General features: G+C 30.9%; 21 protein-coding genes and 1 pseudogene. 13 read left to right on the forward strand and 9 right to left on the reverse strand.

The window, feature by feature from the left end:
* Positions 1-82 precede the first annotated feature (82 nt).
* The gene (gene pruA, locus A8C32_RS04980) at positions 83-1,711 is read left to right on the forward strand and encodes an L-glutamate gamma-semialdehyde dehydrogenase (RefSeq protein WP_069829341.1); all 1,629 of its coding nucleotides are present in this window, start codon (positions 83-85) and stop codon (positions 1,709-1,711) included.
* A 37-nt stretch (positions 1,712-1,748) separates the two neighbouring features.
* Here the strand turns inward: pruA and A8C32_RS04985 are convergent, their stop codons facing one another.
* Positions 1,749-2,768: a LacI family DNA-binding transcriptional regulator gene (locus A8C32_RS04985; protein ID WP_069829342.1), complete on the reverse strand. Its 1,020-nt coding sequence runs from the start codon at positions 2,766-2,768 to the stop codon at positions 1,749-1,751.
* A gap of 119 nt (positions 2,769-2,887) precedes the next feature.
* Here A8C32_RS04985 and A8C32_RS04990 point away from each other — a divergent pair, with 119 nt between their 5' ends.
* The 9 genes from A8C32_RS04990 to A8C32_RS05030 all read left to right on the forward strand — a co-directional run bounded on the left by A8C32_RS04990 (position 2,888) and on the right by A8C32_RS05030 (position 11,253).
* On the forward strand, positions 2,888-3,697 hold the full coding sequence (locus tag A8C32_RS04990; RefSeq protein ID WP_069829343.1) for an SDR family oxidoreductase: 810 nt from the start codon (positions 2,888-2,890) through the stop codon (positions 3,695-3,697).
* A 9-nt stretch (positions 3,698-3,706) separates the two neighbouring features.
* The gene (gene uxuA, locus A8C32_RS04995; protein ID WP_069829344.1) at positions 3,707-4,867 is read left to right on the forward strand and encodes a mannonate dehydratase; all 1,161 of its coding nucleotides are present in this window, start codon (positions 3,707-3,709) and stop codon (positions 4,865-4,867) included.
* 2 nt (positions 4,868-4,869) lie between these two features.
* Positions 4,870-6,285 (forward strand): glucuronate isomerase, encoded by a 1,416-nt coding sequence (gene uxaC, locus A8C32_RS05000; RefSeq protein ID WP_069829345.1) that lies wholly within the window; start codon positions 4,870-4,872, stop codon positions 6,283-6,285.
* A gap of 19 nt (positions 6,286-6,304) precedes the next feature.
* Entirely contained in the window at positions 6,305-7,312 is a 1,008-nt protein-coding gene (locus tag A8C32_RS05005) for a TRAP transporter substrate-binding protein (protein ID WP_069829376.1), read from the forward strand.
* 206 nt (positions 7,313-7,518) lie between these two features.
* Positions 7,519-7,866, forward strand: a complete 348-nt coding sequence (locus tag A8C32_RS05010; RefSeq protein ID WP_069829346.1) for a YciI family protein — start codon at positions 7,519-7,521, stop codon at positions 7,864-7,866.
* Positions 7,867-9,099: an RNA polymerase sigma factor gene (locus A8C32_RS05015; RefSeq protein WP_069829347.1), complete on the forward strand. Its 1,233-nt coding sequence runs from the start codon at positions 7,867-7,869 to the stop codon at positions 9,097-9,099.
* Positions 9,100-9,204: 105 nt separating this feature from the next.
* A complete protein-coding gene (locus A8C32_RS05020) occupies positions 9,205-9,654 on the forward strand; it encodes a DinB family protein (RefSeq protein ID WP_069829348.1) in 450 nt (149 codons plus the stop codon).
* A 58-nt stretch (positions 9,655-9,712) separates the two neighbouring features.
* A complete protein-coding gene (locus tag A8C32_RS05025; RefSeq protein WP_069829349.1) occupies positions 9,713-10,156 on the forward strand; it encodes a cupin domain-containing protein in 444 nt (147 codons plus the stop codon).
* Positions 10,157-10,290: 134 nt separating this feature from the next.
* Entirely contained in the window at positions 10,291-11,253 is a 963-nt protein-coding gene (locus A8C32_RS05030; RefSeq protein WP_069829350.1) for a tetratricopeptide repeat protein, read from the forward strand.
* A gap of 11 nt (positions 11,254-11,264) precedes the next feature.
* On the opposite strand, the gene rsmG is transcribed toward A8C32_RS05030, so the two are convergent.
* The gene (rsmG, locus tag A8C32_RS05035) at positions 11,265-11,894 is read right to left on the reverse strand and encodes a 16S rRNA (guanine(527)-N(7))-methyltransferase RsmG (protein WP_069829351.1); all 630 of its coding nucleotides are present in this window, start codon (positions 11,892-11,894) and stop codon (positions 11,265-11,267) included.
* A 232-nt stretch (positions 11,895-12,126) separates the two neighbouring features.
* Here rsmG and A8C32_RS05040 point away from each other — a divergent pair, with 232 nt between their 5' ends.
* Both A8C32_RS05040 and A8C32_RS05045 read left to right on the forward strand, forming a co-directional pair.
* Entirely contained in the window at positions 12,127-13,224 is a 1,098-nt protein-coding gene (locus tag A8C32_RS05040) for a fatty acid desaturase family protein (RefSeq protein ID WP_069829352.1), read from the forward strand.
* 32 nt (positions 13,225-13,256) lie between these two features.
* Complete coding sequence (locus tag A8C32_RS05045; protein ID WP_069829353.1) at positions 13,257-14,441, forward strand: pyridoxal phosphate-dependent aminotransferase; 1,185 nt, start codon at positions 13,257-13,259, stop codon at positions 14,439-14,441.
* Positions 14,442-14,508: 67 nt separating this feature from the next.
* Here A8C32_RS05045 and A8C32_RS20535 read toward each other — a convergent pair whose 3' ends face one another.
* From A8C32_RS20535 to A8C32_RS05075, 5 genes are all read right to left on the reverse strand, one after another.
* Positions 14,509-14,676, reverse strand: coding sequence for a hypothetical protein (locus A8C32_RS20535; protein WP_165605793.1), 168 nt, complete (start codon positions 14,674-14,676; stop codon positions 14,509-14,511).
* 139 nt (positions 14,677-14,815) lie between these two features.
* Positions 14,816-15,250, reverse strand: a complete 435-nt coding sequence (locus A8C32_RS05055) for a hypothetical protein (RefSeq protein WP_123803325.1) — start codon at positions 15,248-15,250, stop codon at positions 14,816-14,818.
* A 201-nt stretch (positions 15,251-15,451) separates the two neighbouring features.
* Positions 15,452-16,051, reverse strand: a complete 600-nt coding sequence (locus A8C32_RS05060) for an ATP-binding cassette domain-containing protein (protein ID WP_069829356.1) — start codon at positions 16,049-16,051, stop codon at positions 15,452-15,454.
* A gap of 2 nt (positions 16,052-16,053) precedes the next feature.
* Positions 16,054-16,734 carry a hypothetical protein gene (locus A8C32_RS05065; RefSeq protein WP_123803327.1) on the reverse strand — a complete coding sequence of 227 codons (681 nt, stop codon included), beginning with the start codon at positions 16,732-16,734 and terminating at the stop codon, positions 16,054-16,056.
* Positions 16,735-17,390: 656 nt separating this feature from the next.
* Complete coding sequence (locus tag A8C32_RS05075; RefSeq protein ID WP_069829359.1) at positions 17,391-17,588, reverse strand: hypothetical protein; 198 nt, start codon at positions 17,586-17,588, stop codon at positions 17,391-17,393.
* Positions 17,589-18,145: 557 nt separating this feature from the next.
* On the opposite strand from A8C32_RS05075, the gene A8C32_RS05085 reads away from it, so the two are divergent.
* Entirely contained in the window at positions 18,146-18,430 is a 285-nt protein-coding gene (locus A8C32_RS05085) for a hypothetical protein (protein WP_069829361.1), read from the forward strand.
* Between the two features lie 59 nt (positions 18,431-18,489).
* Here the strand turns inward: A8C32_RS05085 and A8C32_RS05090 are convergent, their stop codons facing one another.
* Together A8C32_RS05090 and A8C32_RS20250 are read right to left on the reverse strand one after the other, a co-directional pair.
* A complete protein-coding gene (locus A8C32_RS05090; protein WP_069829362.1) occupies positions 18,490-18,753 on the reverse strand; it encodes a hypothetical protein in 264 nt (87 codons plus the stop codon).
* 41 nt (positions 18,754-18,794) lie between these two features.
* Positions 18,795-18,910, reverse strand: a pseudogene (locus tag A8C32_RS20250) (IS1595 family transposase); the annotation flags it as partial.

Below are 18,910 nucleotides of genomic sequence, written 5' to 3' on the forward strand. Positions count from 1 at the left end.
GTGCTAGTCATAATTAATCATTTTAATATTCGTAAATTTGCACCTCATTTACTGAAAATTCAATAACAAAAACTCAAAAATCATGGGAAAAGGCTTTTTTAATGTACCTATTGCAATTAACGAACCCGTTAAAAGTTACGCTCCTGGATCACCAGAACGTGAAGCTATTCGAAAAACATATAAAGATATGTTTAACAGTAAAATCGAGGTTCCTTTATATATAAATGGTAAAAATGTTTCAACCGGAAACACTAGAACAATGTCTCCTCCGCATGATCATCAACATATTGTTGGTACATACCATCTGGCTGAACAATCTCATATTGATGATGCCATAAGCACTGCATTAGAAGCAAGAAAAACATGGTCACAAATGCCATGGGAACAACGCGCCGCTATATTTTTAAAAGCTGCCGAGCTAATTGCTGGACCATATAGAGCTAAAATAAATGCAGCAACCATGATTGCGCAATCTAAAACAGTACATCAAGCTGAAATTGATGCCGCATGCGAGTTCATCGATTTCTTGCGCTTTAATGTACAATTCATGACAGATATCTATCATGAACAACCAGAAAGCACAAGCGACTCTTGGAACCGTATTGAATACCGCCCTTTAGAAGGTTTCACTTACGCTGTAACACCATTTAACTTTACTGCTATTGCTGGAAATTTACCAGCATGTATGGCTCTTATGGGTAATGTTGTAGTTTGGAAACCAAGTGATAGTCAAGTATATTCTGCAAAAGTAATTATGGATGTATTTGAGGAAGCTGGTGTTCCTCCTGGAGTTATTAATGTTGTTTTTGGAGATCCAGTCATGATTACCAATACCGTAATGGCAAGTCCAGACTTTTCAGGATTACACTTTACAGGTTCTACATTCATTTTTAAGGAACTATGGAAACAAATAGGAAACAATATTCATAACTATAAAACTTACCCAAAAATTGTTGGAGAAACAGGCGGTAAAGATTTTATAGTAGCACATAAATCTGCAAACCCAAAACAAGTAGCTACAGCCATTGTACGTGGCGCATTCGAATTTCAAGGTCAAAAATGTAGCGCAGCATCTAGAGCCTACATTCCTAAAAGCCTATGGGCAGATGTAAAAAAGCTAGTTATAGAAGATGTAAACTCCTTTAAAATGGGTTCTCCAGAAAATATGGATAACTTTATTACAGCAGTAATCCATGAAGGTTCTTTCGATAAGTTAGCCAAATATATAGATCAAGCCAAAGCAGATACAGATGTAGAAATCATAGCTGGTGGTCATTACGATAAAAGCAAAGGATACTTTATAGAGCCTACTGTGTTAGTTGCTAAAGACCCTAAATACACAACTATGTGTACAGAATTATTTGGTCCTGTAATTACAATATATGTCTATGAAGATGATGCTTACGCAGAAACTTTAAAACTTGTGGACAAAACTAGTGATTATGCTTTAACAGGAGCCATTCTTTCTACAGACAGATACGCTATCACACAAGCAACTGAAGCTTTACAAAACTGTGCTGGAAACTTCTATATAAACGACAAACCTACAGGAGCTGTAGTTGGGCAACAACCTTTTGGTGGTGCCAGAGCATCTGGAACTAACGATAAAGCTGGAAGTGCTCAAAACTTATTACGCTGGGTATCGCCTAGAATGATAAAAGAAACTTTTGTAACACCTACAGATTACCGCTATCCATTTTTAGGTGAATAACACTAAACAGTAACAAAAAAGTTAAAAGCAATTAGATTTATCTAGTTGCTTTTTTTGTTGAATCCCTTACCACCAACTCCGAACTCAAAACCACAGAATCTCTCTCCGTTTTGTGATCCTTAATCTGGTCTATAAGTAACGAAGAAGCAATTTTCCCCATTTTAAAATCTGGCTGATTAATTGTAGTAAGTGCAGGTTCTATAACAGTGGAAATAGGGTCATCATTAAAACCTATTACAGCTATATCTTCAGGAATATTCACACCTTGATTTTTTAAATATTGAATTGCACTAATAGCAGCCGTATCGTTTGCAGAATAAATACCATCAACACCTTTTAATTTAAGCACCTGTTTAGCATGCTCTATACCATCCTTTTTTAAAAGCATCGATTCAAAACAATTAGCCTCATTAAATATTAAACCATGCTTTTTTAAAGCATCCATATATCCTTTTTTCCTATTTCTATATAATGCTAACACCTGTGGACCAGAAAAATGAACAATATTTTTGCAGCCATTTAATATTAAATACTCGGTAGCTTCAAAACTCGCTTCATAATCATTAATACTCACACTGGAACAATCTTCAAAATCGCAAGGTCTATCATAAAAAACAATAGGCCCTCCATGGTTTTTATAAGCCATTAAATGCTCACAAGAGGTTGTCTCCATAGAAATAGAGATTAATACCCCATCAACACGATTTGATAATAACGAATTAATAATCTTTTTTTCTCTTTGCAAGCTTTCCAAAGACTGACAAATAACTACATTATATCCAGCTTCATAAGCAGTCTCTTCTATTCCAGAAATTACCGAAGAAAAGAAATTCCGAGAAAGTCTGGGTACAATCACACCAATGGTATTTGTTTTATTAGTACGCAAATTTGACGCTAAGCTATTTCGTTGATACCCTAACTCTGTTGCCTTCTCAAGAATACGCTGTTTAGTTTTAGTAGAAATACTAGAACTATCATTTAAAGCTCTAGATACCGTAGAGCTATTTATACCTAAAGCTTTCGAAATATCATGTATAGTTACTTTACTTTTTTTCATTCAAACTAAAATCATTAAACCGCATATTGGTCATTACGTTTCACAAATATAACAAATAGCACATTAACGCAATCGATTGCACAACATGAATAATTTACTATCTTTACAAAAAATAAAACGTGAGTCAAATATTCAATATAAAAAACAAAACAGTTATAATAACTGGTGGTTATGGTGTATTAGGATCTAATATTGCGAAATATCTAGTAGCATCTGGAGCCAGAGTAGTTATTTTAGGAAGAGATGAAAATAAAGCAAAAACATTTGCTCAAGAACTCTCCAAAACACATGCTTTAGGATTTAAAACCGATGTACTTAACAAAGAAGATCTTATAAAAACCAAAGAAAGCATCATTAATGCATGGGGACAAATAGATATTCTTATCAATGCCGCTGGAGGGAATATGCCAGGAGCTACAATTGCTCCTAACGATTCATTATTCAACATGTCTATTAATGACTTTCAAAAAGTAACCGATTTAAATTTAATGGGCACCGTAATCCCATCTTTGGTTTTTGGAGAACATATGAGCAAGCAAGGCCATGGCTCCATAATTAATGTATCGTCCATGGCAGTGCCCCAAGCCATTACTAGAGTTGTTGGTTATTCAGCATCAAAAGCAGCTATGGAAAACTTTACAAGATGGATGGCTGTAGATATGGCCTTAAAATACGGCGACCAAATTAGAGTAAATGCCATTGCACCCGGTTTCTTTTTAGCAGAACAAAACAGAAAGCTATTAACCAACACAGATGGCTCTTTAACAGACAGAGGACATACCATTATTCAAAACACACCCATGAAACGCTTTGGTAACCCCGAAGAATTAAACGGAGCCGTTCACTTATTATGCAGTGAAGCTTCAAAATTCATAACAGGCACAGTAATTAGTATAGATGGAGGTTTTAGTGCCTTTAGCGGCGTATAATTTGTAATTATGAAACAGACTTTTAGATGGTTTGGAGAATCAGACCCAGTAACATTATCAGATATAAAACAAGCTGGAGCCACAGGCGTGGTAACCGCCTTACACCATATACCTAACGGTGAAATTTGGGAAACAGATGCAATTTTAAAAGTAAAGGACACTATTAATTCTTACGGATTAGAATGGACATTTATAGAAAGCATTCCCATTCATGAAAATATAAAACTAAAAACGGGCGATTATTTAAAACGTATTGAAAACTATAAACAAAGTCTAAAAAATGTAGCACAGTGTGGTATCACAAATGTGTGTTATAACTTTATGCCCGTTCTGGATTGGACACGTACACACCTTTTTTGGACGTTAGAAGACGGTAGTACAGCTTTACGCTTCGACAAAATTGACATGGTCGTTTTTGAAGCCCATATCATGGAACGCCAAGATGTAGAAAAAGCCTATTCTAAAAACATGCTACAACAAGCAGAGAAACGCTTTTTAAAAATGACACCAGAAGAAAAAAAGCGATTAGAAGACAGTATTTTAAAAGGTTTACCAGGCACTGTTGAAGACCTTACCATTCCTGCTTTTAAAAACATGATTGCGCAATATAAAAACATCACACATGCCTATTTAAAAGCAAACCTATCCTACTTTTTAAACGAAATAATTCCAATTGCCGAGGCACATCATATAAAAATGGCTATCCATCCAGACGATCCTCCACTTGATATTATGGGGTTACCTCGTATTATAAAATCGGAAAGTGACTTGGATGACCTCGTTAATTTTATAGATAGTCCATCAAATGGTATTACATTCTGTACAGGCTCTTTAGGTGCTAACCCAGATAACGACCTTCCAAAAATGATACGAAAATTTAAAGATAAAATCCATTTTCTTCATCTAAGAAATGTAAAAAGAGAACCCGATGGTAGCTTTTTTGAAGATAATCATTTAGAAGGATCATCCGATATGTACGAAATTGTAAAAGCCGTTTTAGAAGTTGAAAAAAACACCAACAAACAACTACCAATGCGACCAGATCATGGTCACCAAATGTTAAGCGATTTAAAATCTAATAAAGCTTATGCAGGCTATTCCGCCATTGGACGTTTACGTGGTTTAGCAGAATTAAGAGGTTTAGAACTTGGTATTTTAAAAAGCAATTAATTATGCCAGATATACATTCAAAAAACTTTATACATGACGATTTTTTATTAGAATCGGATGTAGCAAAAACACTATATCATGAGTATGCCAAAAACATGCCTATCATAGATTATCATAATCATTTATCACCTCAACAAATTGCAGAAAACAAACCACTAAACAACATTACAGACGCTTGGTTAAAAGAAGACCACTATAAATGGCGTGGCATGCGAGCCAATGGTATCGAAGAAGATTATATAACAGGAAAAGCATCCCTAGAACATAAATTTTTAAAATGGGCAGAAACTGTGCCTTACACTCTACGCAACCCTCTGTTTCATTGGACACACCTTGAATTAAAACGCTATTTTAATATAGATGATATACTACAACCATCTACAGCTAAGTCTATTTACAAAAAAGTAAATACCATATTAAAAACAAAAACACCAACAGATCTACTAGAATTAATGAAAGTTGAAGTCGTTTGCACCACAGATGACCCAACGGACGATTTAAAATACCACAAGCAAATAAAACAACGTAACGGATACACAAAAGTATACCCAACCTTTAGACCAGACAACCTCTTTTTTATAGAACAAGACCATTTTCAAACCTATCTAAAAAAACTAGCAACCACTGTTAACTTTAATATAGATAGTATCGAATCCCTTTTAAAAGCTATCGATAACCGTATCGATTATTTTCACAAGCACGGTTGCCGCTTGTCCGATTTCGGAATTAGTGGCCCTATTTCTATGGAAGATTATACCCTAAAAGAAGTCGATACCATTCTAAAAAAACAAATTAATGGCACATTATTAACCCCACTAGAAATAAAAAAATACAGATCCTGTCTCTTAGAATATTTAAGTAAAAGCTACCATAAAAAAGGCTGGGTACAGCAATTTCATTTAGGCGTTATTAGAAATAATAACAAACGTTTAAAAGAACAGTTTGGAGCAGATGCCGGTTGCGATTCCATTGGCGATTATCCTATTGCAGAAACACTTTCAAAACTATTTGATAAACTAGATTACGATAATGCATTAGCAAAAACCATTACCTATAACTTAAATCCCTCTCAAAATGAAGTCTTTGCCACTATGATGGGGAATTTTAATTCCTCACAAACACCTGGGAAAATGCAATGGGGTTCTGCCTGGTGGTTTCTAGACCAAAAAAATGGTATGGAAAAACAAATTAACACCCTATCTAATTTAGGCTTACTAAGTCGGTTTGTAGGCATGCTAACAGACAGTCGCAGTTTATTATCCTTCCCAAGACACGAATATTTTAGACGCATACTTTGTAACTTGCTAGGTGAAGACATAAAAAAAGGGCTACTACCAAACGATATTAACTTTATAGGCAAGATGGTACAAGATATATGTTACAATAATGCTACAAATTATTTTAAGTTTCAATGTTAAATCCAGACTAAACAGCGCTATGACAAAATTTATCTATCAATCACCAGTAAAGCAAATTTTAAATAAAAGCATCCTAATAATTATAGTTGTTTGTTTTAGCGCATGCAATAATCTTCAAAAACAAAAAACAATAAAGTTAGCACACGGTCTAGACACCAATCATCCCGTTCATAAAGCCATGATTTTTATGAACAACGATTTAAAAAAACGTTCTAACGGCACCATGTCTATCGAAATCTACCCCAATCAACAACTAGGCAACGAGCGACAAACACTAGAACTACTTCAAATAGGAAGTTTGGGAATGACTAAAGTTTCGGCAGCAGTCATGGAAAATTTCTCCCCAAATATGAAAGTTTTTGGACTCCCATTTTTGTTTAAAAACAAAGCACACCTATTTAACGTTCTAGACGGAAATATAGGTAAAGAACTTTTAGATGGCGGACAAAAATACTGGCTTAAAGGATTAGGTTATTACGATTCTGGAAGCAGAAGTTTCTACACAAAAAAAGCCCCAGTAAACACACCAAACGATTTAAAAGGTTTAAAAATACGCGTTATGGAAAGTCCAACAGCCATGACTATGGTAAATAGCTTAGGCGGTGCTCCAACACCTATTTCATGGGGCGAATTATATACATCCTTACAACAAGGCGTTGTTGACGGCGCAGAAAACAACCCACCAAGTTTTTATTTATCACGTCATTACGAAGTCTGCAAATACTATTCATTAGACGAGCACACCTCAATTCCCGATGTCCTAATTATGGGTACCCATCTATGGAACGATTTAAACAAACAGCAACAAGAATGGGTTCAAGCCTCGGTAAGTGCCTCTGTAAAACACCAAAGAATATTATGGGCAAAAGCAGAGCAAGAAGCATTAGATGCAGTAAAAAAAGCAGGCGTACAAATTACATATCCAGACAAAAGTAAGTTTCAAAACAAAGTAACCAAAATGTATGAAAACTATAAAAACGAAGCAGAAGTTTATAGTTTAATACAACGCATACAAAAAGTTAAATAACAGAAAAATAATTATAAAACCTTGGGCGTTACCACAAGGGTCGGGCTATTCGTTACAAGTCCTCGCTCGTACCTCACTGTGGCTTTCCACCACTATCCCTAACGCAATACTAAAATAAATCTATTAACTTTGGTAAAGTTGTCAAAGTTGTCCCCTATTTTAATTTGAAAAACGTCTTAACTATATAAACCTTAAAATATATAATTATGAAAGAATTTATGATGATTTTTGTTGGAGCAGATTATGCAGATCTTGGTCTATCTCCAGAAGAACTTCAAAACCGTATGGGAAAATGGTTTGCTTGGGGAGATAAAATGGAAAAAGCAGGTATACTCCGTGGCGGCAAAGCATTAACACCACAAATACGACGTGTCGTTGGAGAAAACAGAACCGTATCAGACCTTACTTCGACAGAAGTAAAAGAAATTGTTGGCGGTTACTATTTAGTAGAGGCTAAAAATTTTGATGCCGTTCAAGACATTGCTCAAGACTACCCAGATTACGATTTAGGTGGTACCGTAGAAATTCGTGAAATCATGGTTTTTAATCAATAAATGGAAAACAAACTTATAGACCATCTATTCCGTTACCATAGCGGAAAGATGGTCTCTATTCTAACTCGAATTTTTAAACTTTCACATCTTAATATTATTGAAGATGCTGTTCAAGACACCTTCATCAAAGCAAGTATTAGTTGGAGAAATAAACAACCAGACCATCCCGAAGCATGGTTAACCCAAGTTGCCAAAAATAGAGTACTCGATATTTTTAGGAAACTAAAAACCGAACAAAAACACCTTCCAAACATCAATCAAGGAACGGACACCATTGCCATAAACGATCTCTTTTTAGATACCGAAATTGAAGACGCTCAACTTCGTATGATTTTTACAGCCTGCCACCCCAAATTAGATCCCAGAGATCGCATTTCATTTGCATTAAAAACAATCTCAGGATTCAATATTAAAGAAATAGCCTCTGCATTACTAACAAAAGAAGACACCATAAAAAAAAGACTAGCTCGTACCCGTAAATCTATTCAAAAATCTAACTTAAAATTTCAAATCCCGCAAGGCAAAAGCTTACCTCAACGCTTAGAAAGTGTTATGGAAGTATTATATCTTATTTTTAACGAAGGTTTTCATTCCAACAAACAAGAAAAGCTAGTCCGTAAAGAATTGTGTGGAGAAGCTTTACGATTAACACAAATGCTTCTAAAAAACAAACATACGCGTACCCCAGCAGTTTATGCATTATGCGCCTTAATGTGTTTTCATTCCTCTAGATTAGAAACTAAAACGAATGCCGAAAACGAAATCCTTGATTTAAAAAACCAAGATAGAAGCCAATGGTATTTCCCGCTTATAGAATTAGGAAACACCATGATGAATAAAGCTGTTGAAACCAAAGCATTTTCCTGTTACCACTATGAAGCAGCCATAGCTGTAGAACATTTAAAAGCAAAACACTTTAATAACACCAATTGGGATAAAATACTACACTGGTATCAGCCTAATCTTGTTGGAACTTTAGAGCCTACACACCTATTAACCATGGCAGTAGTTTGCATGCAAAAGCATGATTATAAAATGGCTAAAAGCTACTTAGACCAACTTAACCAAGATAATTTTGAACAACGTTCTTATTTGTTTTATGGCACCAAAGCAGATTACTATATTAAAACCAACAAACCAGATAAGGCTATTAAATATCTCGATTTAGCTATAGATACGGTTACCAATGATTCAGAGAAAACTTACTTACAGAAAAAGAAATTAACAGTTTAACTTATTTTCATAAAGATTCTTAATTGAAGTTTTGTAGATTTATATAATGAACATTTTGGACGAAAATGGTATCAATATAAATTATATAAACACGTTTTAACTAAAATGACTGAAGCAATAGATAAATTCGTAAACTTATTAAACGTAGGATTTAAATACACCTCTCAATCTTCCGAAAGTGAAATGAGACAGAAACCATCTCCAGAAAAATGGTCAAAAAAAGAAATTTTAGGTCATTTAATCGATTCTGGAATTAATAACCTTCAGCGTTTTACAGAGATTCAATTTGAGACTAAACCTTATAAGATTAGAACGTATAAACAGAACGAATTAATAAAAGCTAATAATTACCAAGAAGCAACACTAAATGAACTCTCAGCTTTGTGGTTATCCATAAATCGAAGGATACTTACTTTAATAAAACAACAAACAGAAAAAACGCTCAACTACAAAATTGAAATTAACAATAATAAAATATCAGATTTAAGATTTCTAATAACAGATTATGTAGATCATTTAGAACATCATATAAACCAAATAATAAAAGCCTCATAATACCTTCTATAAAAAGCCTTCAAGTAAAACTTTTATAACTTATAACAATGATATTTAAATGAAATCAATTTATATCTTTACACTATTAATTACCTGCCTTTTTTCATCCTGTAAAACACATCAAAACCTAAAAACAGAAGTCGTTAAACTATCTGAAACGACTAAAAGCTGGAACGGTGACGATTTACCTGAGTATTTAGATGGTAAACCTAAAATTACCATTTTAAAAATTACTATTCCTCCCCATACAAAATTAAAAGTTCATAAACATTTAGTTATTAATGCAGGTGTCCTTTTAAAAGGAGAATTATTAGTAGTAGACGAACATAACAATACCTTAAATTTAAAAGCAGGAAATCCCATTGTAGAGTTAGTAAACACCTTCCATCATGGAGAAAACAATACCAATAAACCAGCCGAAATTATTGTGTTTTATGCTGGAAATGTTGATGTCCCTATAACAGTGCTAAAAGACGGAAACGCATCAGGAAGCAATCATTAAACATATAAACTCTAATGATATTAAATAACTAATCGTTTAGGAGAATAAAAAAAATTGAATTATCTTTCCTAAGATTCCTTCAATCTATAACTATAATACAAAACGGCATGTTATTTGTTGAATAAATTTTGCTAATGAAAAAACAACTCATCACCTTATTTGTTATTATTCCCTTGCTTACTTTTGGGCAAGCGAAAAAGCTATACAGAAAAGCAATTAGAACAACGGATTTAAAGGAAAAAATAACACTTTTAACAGAAGTTATAAAATTAGACTCTAAAAACCTTGACGCCTATTTTCATAGAGCTATAGCCAAAAATGATTTAGGAGATTATAGCGGTGCTATTGTTGATTATTCTAAAATAATCGTTGCATCCCCAGATGCAGACACCTATTACAACAGAGGAAACTCAAAATACAGTATAAAAGATTTTGTTGGAGCAAAAGAAGATTATGCTAAAGCGCTTCAACTTGACGAAAATTTTATAGATGCGCTTTACAGTTTAGGTTTTGTAAAATATGATCTAGAGGAGTATGAAAGCGCTATAAAAGATTTTAGCAAGGTCATTAAAATGGAGCCATATCAACCCAAAACATACACATTAAGAGCTTCTGCATACAAAATTTTAAAAAACTACACTAAAGCTTTAGAAGATTATACTGCAGCAATTATTATTGAACCTAGCGCCGATTCTTATTACAATAGAGGTGTTTTTTTTATGGATCTTAAATATTATAAAAAAGCAAATATCGATTTAAAAAAAGCTCTAAGAATAAACAAAAATAATGCTTATGCTTACTTTTATAGAGGTGCATCACATTTATTTTTAGGTAAATTTAATGATGCTATTTTAGATTTTAATGCTGCTTTAAAATTCGACGCTATGGATTTTGATGCTTATCTGGGATTAGCAATAGCTTATCATAAAATAAACGATATAGCAAATGCTAAATTAAATTTTAAAAAAGCGAATAGTATCCTTTCTCCAGATAAAGATATTACTAGTATTCAACAATATAGTAATACTTATTGGTTTCAAAATCAATATTTTTATTTTAATAATGCTATCAATAATTTAGTGAAATTAGAAAAGTGAATCCATTTAAACTAACCTCTATATTTTAAAGGTAAATGCACTACTTTTTTAGTATCGAAAAAATCTTCTTTGTAAAAATCTTTTAAATCATAAATAGTAGCCGTTCTATAATCTTTAAGTTCTTCACTTAAATCGCCTCCTTTAAGGTATAAAATTCCATTTTTAAACTCATGATTTTGCCGTTTAGTAATTTTCCCTTTAACCCAATGTACAAATGTTGGCATGGCAGCTACTGCTCTACTTACAATAAAATCGTAAGTATCATTAATCTCTTCTACCCTACTATGTGTTGTTTTTACATTAGTTAAGCCCAAACCATCAACAACTTCATTAACTACCTTTAATTTTTTCGCAATACTATCAACCAAATGAAACGAACATTCAGGAAATAGAATTGCTAAAGGTATTCCTGGAAATCCACCTCCTGTTCCTACATCTAGAATTTTACTCCCATCATTAAAACGTATTACTTTGGCTATACCTAACGCATGTAATACATGACGCAAATAGAGTTCATCTATATCTTTACGAGATACTACGTTTATTTTTAAATTCCAATCTTGATAAAGCGATTCAAGCTTTTTGAATTTTTGTATTTGATCTTCTGTAAGGTTGGGGAAATACTTTAAAATAAGTTCCATCTGTTATTTATCTTTATATTAAATTCTTCAGATGTAATTCGTACAAAAACAACTTTAACTTGTATCGAAGTTTTAGTTATACGTATTTCATGCATGTTAAATTTTCAACAAAAATATACTTTTTATACTCATATTTTTACAAAAAAACGTTATTACTTAAGTTGGTTTATACCTATCTTTGTGCCGCATATTATTTAATAGAAAATTATATAATATATTTAAAGTTAATAGCATGACAAAACAAGCAATTTCATTTTCACGAACAGACCCAGCCAATTTTTTTAAAACGCTTAATAAACGTGTAAATAATTATTTTAAAGAAAATAATATAAAACGAACTGGAAACTGGAAACTGTATCTTAAAACAATTGTAATGTTTGCGTTATTAATTGTACCAATGACCCTTATTTTAACGATAGATACTTTACCTGCTTGGGTACAAATTTTATTGATGATAATTGTGGGGGTTGGAATGGCTGGTGTTGGTATGAATGTTATGCACGATGCAAATCATGGCTCTTTCTCTAGCAAAAAATGGGTTAACAAATTAATGGGAAGTAGTATCTACATTTTAGCTGGAAATGACTACAATTGGAAGGTACAACACAACGTATTACACCATACTTATACAAATATACAAGGGCATGATGAAGATATAGATGCGGGTAGAATTATTCGTTTTTCTAAGCATACTAAATGGCTTAAAATTCATAAATATCAAAAATATTACGCTTTCTTTTTATATGGTTTGTTAACTGTTAATTGGGCTATCACTACCGATTTTATACAAACTTTTCAATACCTTAAAAGAAAACTTGCTTATGGTAAATTCCCTAACCCAGCAACCCAATGGACTAAGCTAATTATTGGAAAAATAGTTTATTATGCAGTATGGATTGCTTTACCAATTATGTTAGGTTTTATATGGTGGCAAGTTTTAATAGGCTTTTTAATTATGCACTATACAGCAGGAATCATTTTAAGTGTAATATTCCAGTTAGCACATGTTATGCCTAATACAGATATGCCGTTACCAGACGAAAATGGTAGTATGAAAAACACTTGGGCTATTCATCAGTTATTTACCACTTCAAATTTTTCACCAAAAAGCTGGTTAGCAGAATTTTATACTGGTGGATTAAACAGACAAGTAGAACATCATTTGTTTGCTAATATTAGCCATGTACATTATAGAAAAATAGCTAAAATAGTTAAAGAAACTGCTAACGAATTTAGCTTACCATATAACGAATATAACACGTTTTGGAAAGCTATCTCAGAACATTACAACCAACTAAAGGTACTAGGAAAAAAGCCTAGTTTAACCTAAATATTATATTTACCTTATAAACAATAAACAAAATGAGTTTACTTTCTGATAGAATTTTAAACATGTCTACATCTGCTACTTTAGCAATGGCAGCAAAAGCAAGAGAACTTAGAGGAGAAGGAAAAGACATTATTGGCTTAAGCCTTGGAGAACCAGATTTTAACACTCCAGATTTCATTAAAGAAGCCGCTATTCAAGCTATTAATGATAATTATAATTCTTATTCTCCAGTTGATGGATATGCAGAGTTAAAAGAAGCTATCATTACAAAGTTTAAACGTGATAATAATTTAACATATACACTACCACAAATTGTAGTGTCTACAGGAGCAAAACAAGCTTTAGCTAATATTGCCGGTATTATGTTAAATAAAGGAGACGAAGTTATTTTACCTTGTCCTTACTGGGTAAGTTATTCTGATATTGTTAAATTAAATGATGGTGTTCCTGTAGAAGTAAAAACTTCTATTGATACCGATTTTAAAATGACACCAGAACAACTTGAAGCTGCAATTACGCCTAAAACAAAAATGATGTGGTTTAGCTCTCCTTGTAACCCTAGTGGTTCTGTTTATAGTAAAGCAGAATTAAGAGCATTAGCAGATGTTTTAGTAAAATACCCAAACATTTATGTTGTTTCAGATGAAATTTATGAACACATAAACTATGGTGAAGGTCACGCTAGTATCGCTGAGTTTGACGACATGTACAATAATACCATTACAGTTAACGGAGTATCTAAAGCCTTTGCTATGACTGGATGGCGTATTGGATACATTGGCGCTCCAGAAAAAATTGCTCGTGCCTGTAATAAATTACAAGGACAAATGACGAGTGGTGCTAACTGTATTGCGCAACGTGCAGTAATTACAGCTTTAAACGAATCGCCTTCTCGTGTACAATTTATGATTGACGAGTTTAAAGTACGTAGAGATTTAATCTTAGGTTTACTAAATGACATTGAAGGGTTTAATAGTAACACTCCTGAAGGTGCGTTTTATGTATTCCCAGATGTTTCATATTTCTTTGGAAAAACATTACGTGGTACAACAATAAACAATGCTACAGATTTTTCTTTATATTTATTAGAAGAAGCACTTGTTGCAACTGTTACTGGTGAAGCCTTTGGAAACCCAAACTGTATACGTATATCTTACGCTGCTTCTCAAGATCAAATTATTGAAGCTATTAAACGTATAAAAGAAGCTGTGAGTTAATAAACACAGCTAACTTTTATTATTATTATTCAAGACCTAATATTTTTTGAAATCTATTAGGTCTTTTTTATGCTAATTGCATAATATCCTTCCAAAACGCACTATAAAAATTAAATGTACATATTAATTGTTCATGACTTCCCGAAATATTAGAATTTCCATCTTCTATGGTGTATATTCTATCCGCAATATGTTTTAATGAATGTAATCGGTGAGAAATAAATATTATACTCATTTCACTTTTAAGGTTATTTAATAATCCAATAACAAATTGCTCAGTTTCCCTAAACAAGATATAATAAATAAAACAAATATTATAGTTATTATTTTCAATATTTTTTTCATAAAATACTCTCGCAAATTTTGACTGAAACCTAACTCATATTAAGTGTAAAAAACATAACTATACCTACCCAAATTACCAAACCAACTCCATAGCTACTTGCTACAATAGCAAAACTTTTATTTGTATTAACTTCTAATTCCTTACCAAGCATATAAGCTAGAATAAACCAATATGATAACTCAAATAAGTTTAATATTTGTAATGGGTATATAAACCAAACTTGTATATTATTATATCCTACAATATTTAATACTGATAATGGATAAAAATATTGTAAATCATTCAAATCATAGTCTTGATTAAATACATAAAACCATACAGTTTTAATTAAAATAGCAAGAAGGAATATAAACTCTGCTTTCAATACTATATTCAAAATCTTCTTATATTTTATATCTTTATCTAAAAAAACAAATACAATGTTAATTACAGCAGATATTAAAGAAACTTTTAATAACAACATTAGTGGAATTATCACTAAACTTAGCCACCCTATTTGTTTCCTTAAATTCAGAAAATCAAATATCTGTTCCTCGGTCAATTGATAAGATAATGAGTCTACAAGTCTACTATCGAAATCTAAAATATTTTTAAATATAAAATCAAAAAATATTATTAAAATGCTTAAAAAAGCATACAAAAAGGGATTCTTATTTAACACCTATTAAATTTTATATATTTGAGAGTAATATGTTTCTTCGTTTGGGTGATTCGTATATAATATCGTCTTTCCTGAGTTCGATAACTCAATTAATAATTCATTTAAACTTATTGTCGTTTTTTTATCTAAATTAGCAAAAGGTTCGTCCCATATTATTAAATCAGGGTTAGTTATCAAAGTAGAAATTATTCCTACTTTTTTTTGATTTCCTAATGAAAGATGTTTTATTTTTTTCTTAAAATCATTAAAAAATAAAATCTTTGAATATTTATCAATAAGCACTTTGTTTTCAGAATTTATTTTATTAGCAATTAAAAGATTTAATTCAAAATATTCTCGTGAGGTTATATAAGGAATCAAAAAATCTTTTCCCAGAAAACATCCTGTAAATTCTTTCCATGCTTCATTGCTACTTTCCATATTATTCAACAATATCATTCCTTCTTTTAAACCAACATGCCCACAAATACTATTTAATAAAATTGTTTTACCACAACCATTTTCACCCGTAATCATTGTAACACTGCCTTTAGATGCTTCTAAATTTTCATATTTTTTAGTAAACCCTTTTATATCAATAAGCAAATCCCTTATTTTTACCATTATTAATTTAATTTTTTAGAATTTTTAATCATTTGTTTAATTATGAGATTTACTAATTTCCGTTTTAGTAATATTAATAATATTATATTTAATACAATTGTTGAAATCAATATTGTTGAAAAATTACTATATAAAAAAGTATAATAATATAAAGTAGTTAACGCTAACAAGCTTAGCGCTGCAACAAAATTCATGATACTATTTTTTATTATAAAAACCTGATCATCAAAATAATCTATAGTTTCATTCCCATAAGAAACCATCCAAAGAATAAATAATGTAAAAAAACCTAACGAATTTATAGCAGAAACTAATACTATTTTCAGATAATAATAATACTCTAAAAAAATAAATAAAATAATAGATAGTAAAATTGCTAAAAATTGAATGATGTAAATAAATAAAACTTTAGAAATAAATAACTCTTTTAATTTCCTTTTCATAAAAAAAAAACGATAAGACATCCGCCCCCAATACCAACAAAAAAGTCCACTTCCCATAAATGCTATAAATGGTAATAAATAAATCACACTAAAAGTCGAATAACTTGTTATCCTTTCAGGGTTTGACGCTAAAAAATACAGAAAAAAAATGAGGCTAATCGGTATTAATAAAAAATAAATCAAAGGAAGTCTGTTATTGAAAACGAGCTTAACTTCTACTAATAATAATTTAAAAATCATTGTATCAAACAAAATTTATTAAAAGATAAAAATAATAGAAGTACAATAAATAATGAAATAACAATAAACATTTCAAAAGGTATCATGTGAAAATAATAAATTAAAATAACGTAAGAAACAACCCCTGAAATAATATAAAATAAAGTTTGCTTTTTTATTAGCCTTAAAGATCTTTCAATTAAAGTGTTTACAAAAAATAACACAAATATTAATTTAATATAACTTACAAGATAAAATTCCTCTAAGAAAATATAAAAGCTAAGAAAAAGAAAGAATAAAATTTTAGGTAAGCTTAAAAAGGCGTCTAATACAAAACAAGCAAACAATGTTTTTTTATTAATTTGTAAATATAAAAAATGATTTAATGTAAGAATCCGACCTAAAGTAAATAATCTATTTAAAACTAAATCTAAAAGAATAAGAACTATTACAGCTCCATTAAATTCAATCAGATTATTTGTAATCAACATTGAATATAGCATATCTGAAAAATAAATATACACTAAGATTCTTATAATCGCAAAACATACATTTTGGATATCAATTTTGTTCAGTATCTTAAAAATTTTTATATACTCAATCATGCATTCTTAATTAAAAGACTGAGGATAAATGTTTATCCTCAGTCTTAAAAAAACCACTTTATCAGTACTTATTTACTTTTGAAGAATAGGTAAAGATTCTAATTGGTTCTCCACTTCATATGAAGCATTACACCACATTCCAAAACCAATCCCAAGAAAAGGATTAGCAATACTCATGGTTGTTCCCATAATTGCACAACCAACAACTTTTCTCCATTTCTCAATGCCTCCTTGTAGGTTCTCCATTTCTTTTAATTCTAATTTTTTCATAAAAATAAAATATTTAAGCTACATATCTACTCTTTGTTAATAGGATTTTCGATTAACTCCTTTACTTATAAGAAGTAAATATGTTTCTTATGATATAGATTGTGTTTTTCCTACGTATTTATATAATCTATAAATATTAATAAGACTTTTATTGATATTTTTACCTAAAAAGAAACAACTAATAGCGAATACATGTACAAACAAAACATACTTGTAATTGAAGATTGTAGTTTAATTTCTCATGTTTACAAAACTGTTTTAGAAAGCACTTTAAAGCATCCATTTAACATAGACTTTGCTAATAAGTTGCGAAGAAGCTCTAAAGTTAATACAAAGCAAAGTATACATATTAATATTTATAGATTTACAACTACCTGTTTCAAAAAAACAAATATTATACTACAGGTGAAGACTTAGGACTTTTAATAAGAAAAATACAGAAAGGAGCCAAAATAATCATTTTAACTAATATTTCTAATGTATTAAGAATTAATAGTATTATTAGTGAAATAAACCCTGAAGGTTTTATTATTAAAACGGACACAAACCCAAAAAAATTGATAAAGGCAGTAGAACTCGTTTTGTTAAGAACAAAATATTATAGTGAAACCATAAAAAAATGTATACAAAACAAGTTTAATGATATTATTATAGATAATTTCGATAGACAAATTTTATATCATCTATCTATGGGCGAAAAAACAAAAGATATTTGTAAATACATTCCTTTATCCAATAGAGCTATAGAAGTGAGAAAAAACAAATTAAAAGTATATTTACTTAGCAATGATGGTGGAAGTTCTAATTTAGTTAAGGAAGCTAAGAAGCTTGGTATTATATAAAATAACGAAACACTATATATTTTATAAGAAAGTCATTAATTAAATTAATGACTTTCTTATTATAATAAATATTTAATAAAGAATAATAAAACAATACACATAGCTACAAAAATTAAAACTTGCTTTATTCTAGCTTGTTTATTTTCTTTTTTAATACGTTCTCTAATTTCAACTATTTGTTCTTCTGTAACTTTAGGGAATTCTTTTAATTCTACACCAGCATAACTACCTTCTAAAGCCTTTTTATCCTTTCTTTTAGCTGTAAGACTTCTGTTATTTTTTAAAGATGCATTTGCTGCCGCCATGGATCCTTCTCCTCCCATAATTTCTATGTTTTAAAAGTTAATTGAATATCCGTTTTTACTCATAATCCAGTAATTCCAGCTATTACTAGTCTATCGAATAGTTTTTCCTCAAAATATCTTCGATTGAGTTTGTAAACAAATTCGTTTAGGTAGAGTTGTAGGTATTTGCCTTTAA

It is taken from the genome of Flavivirga aquatica, assembly GCF_001747085.1.
Classification (GTDB): Bacteria; Bacteroidota; Bacteroidia; order Flavobacteriales; family Flavobacteriaceae; genus Algibacter_C; species Algibacter_C aquatica.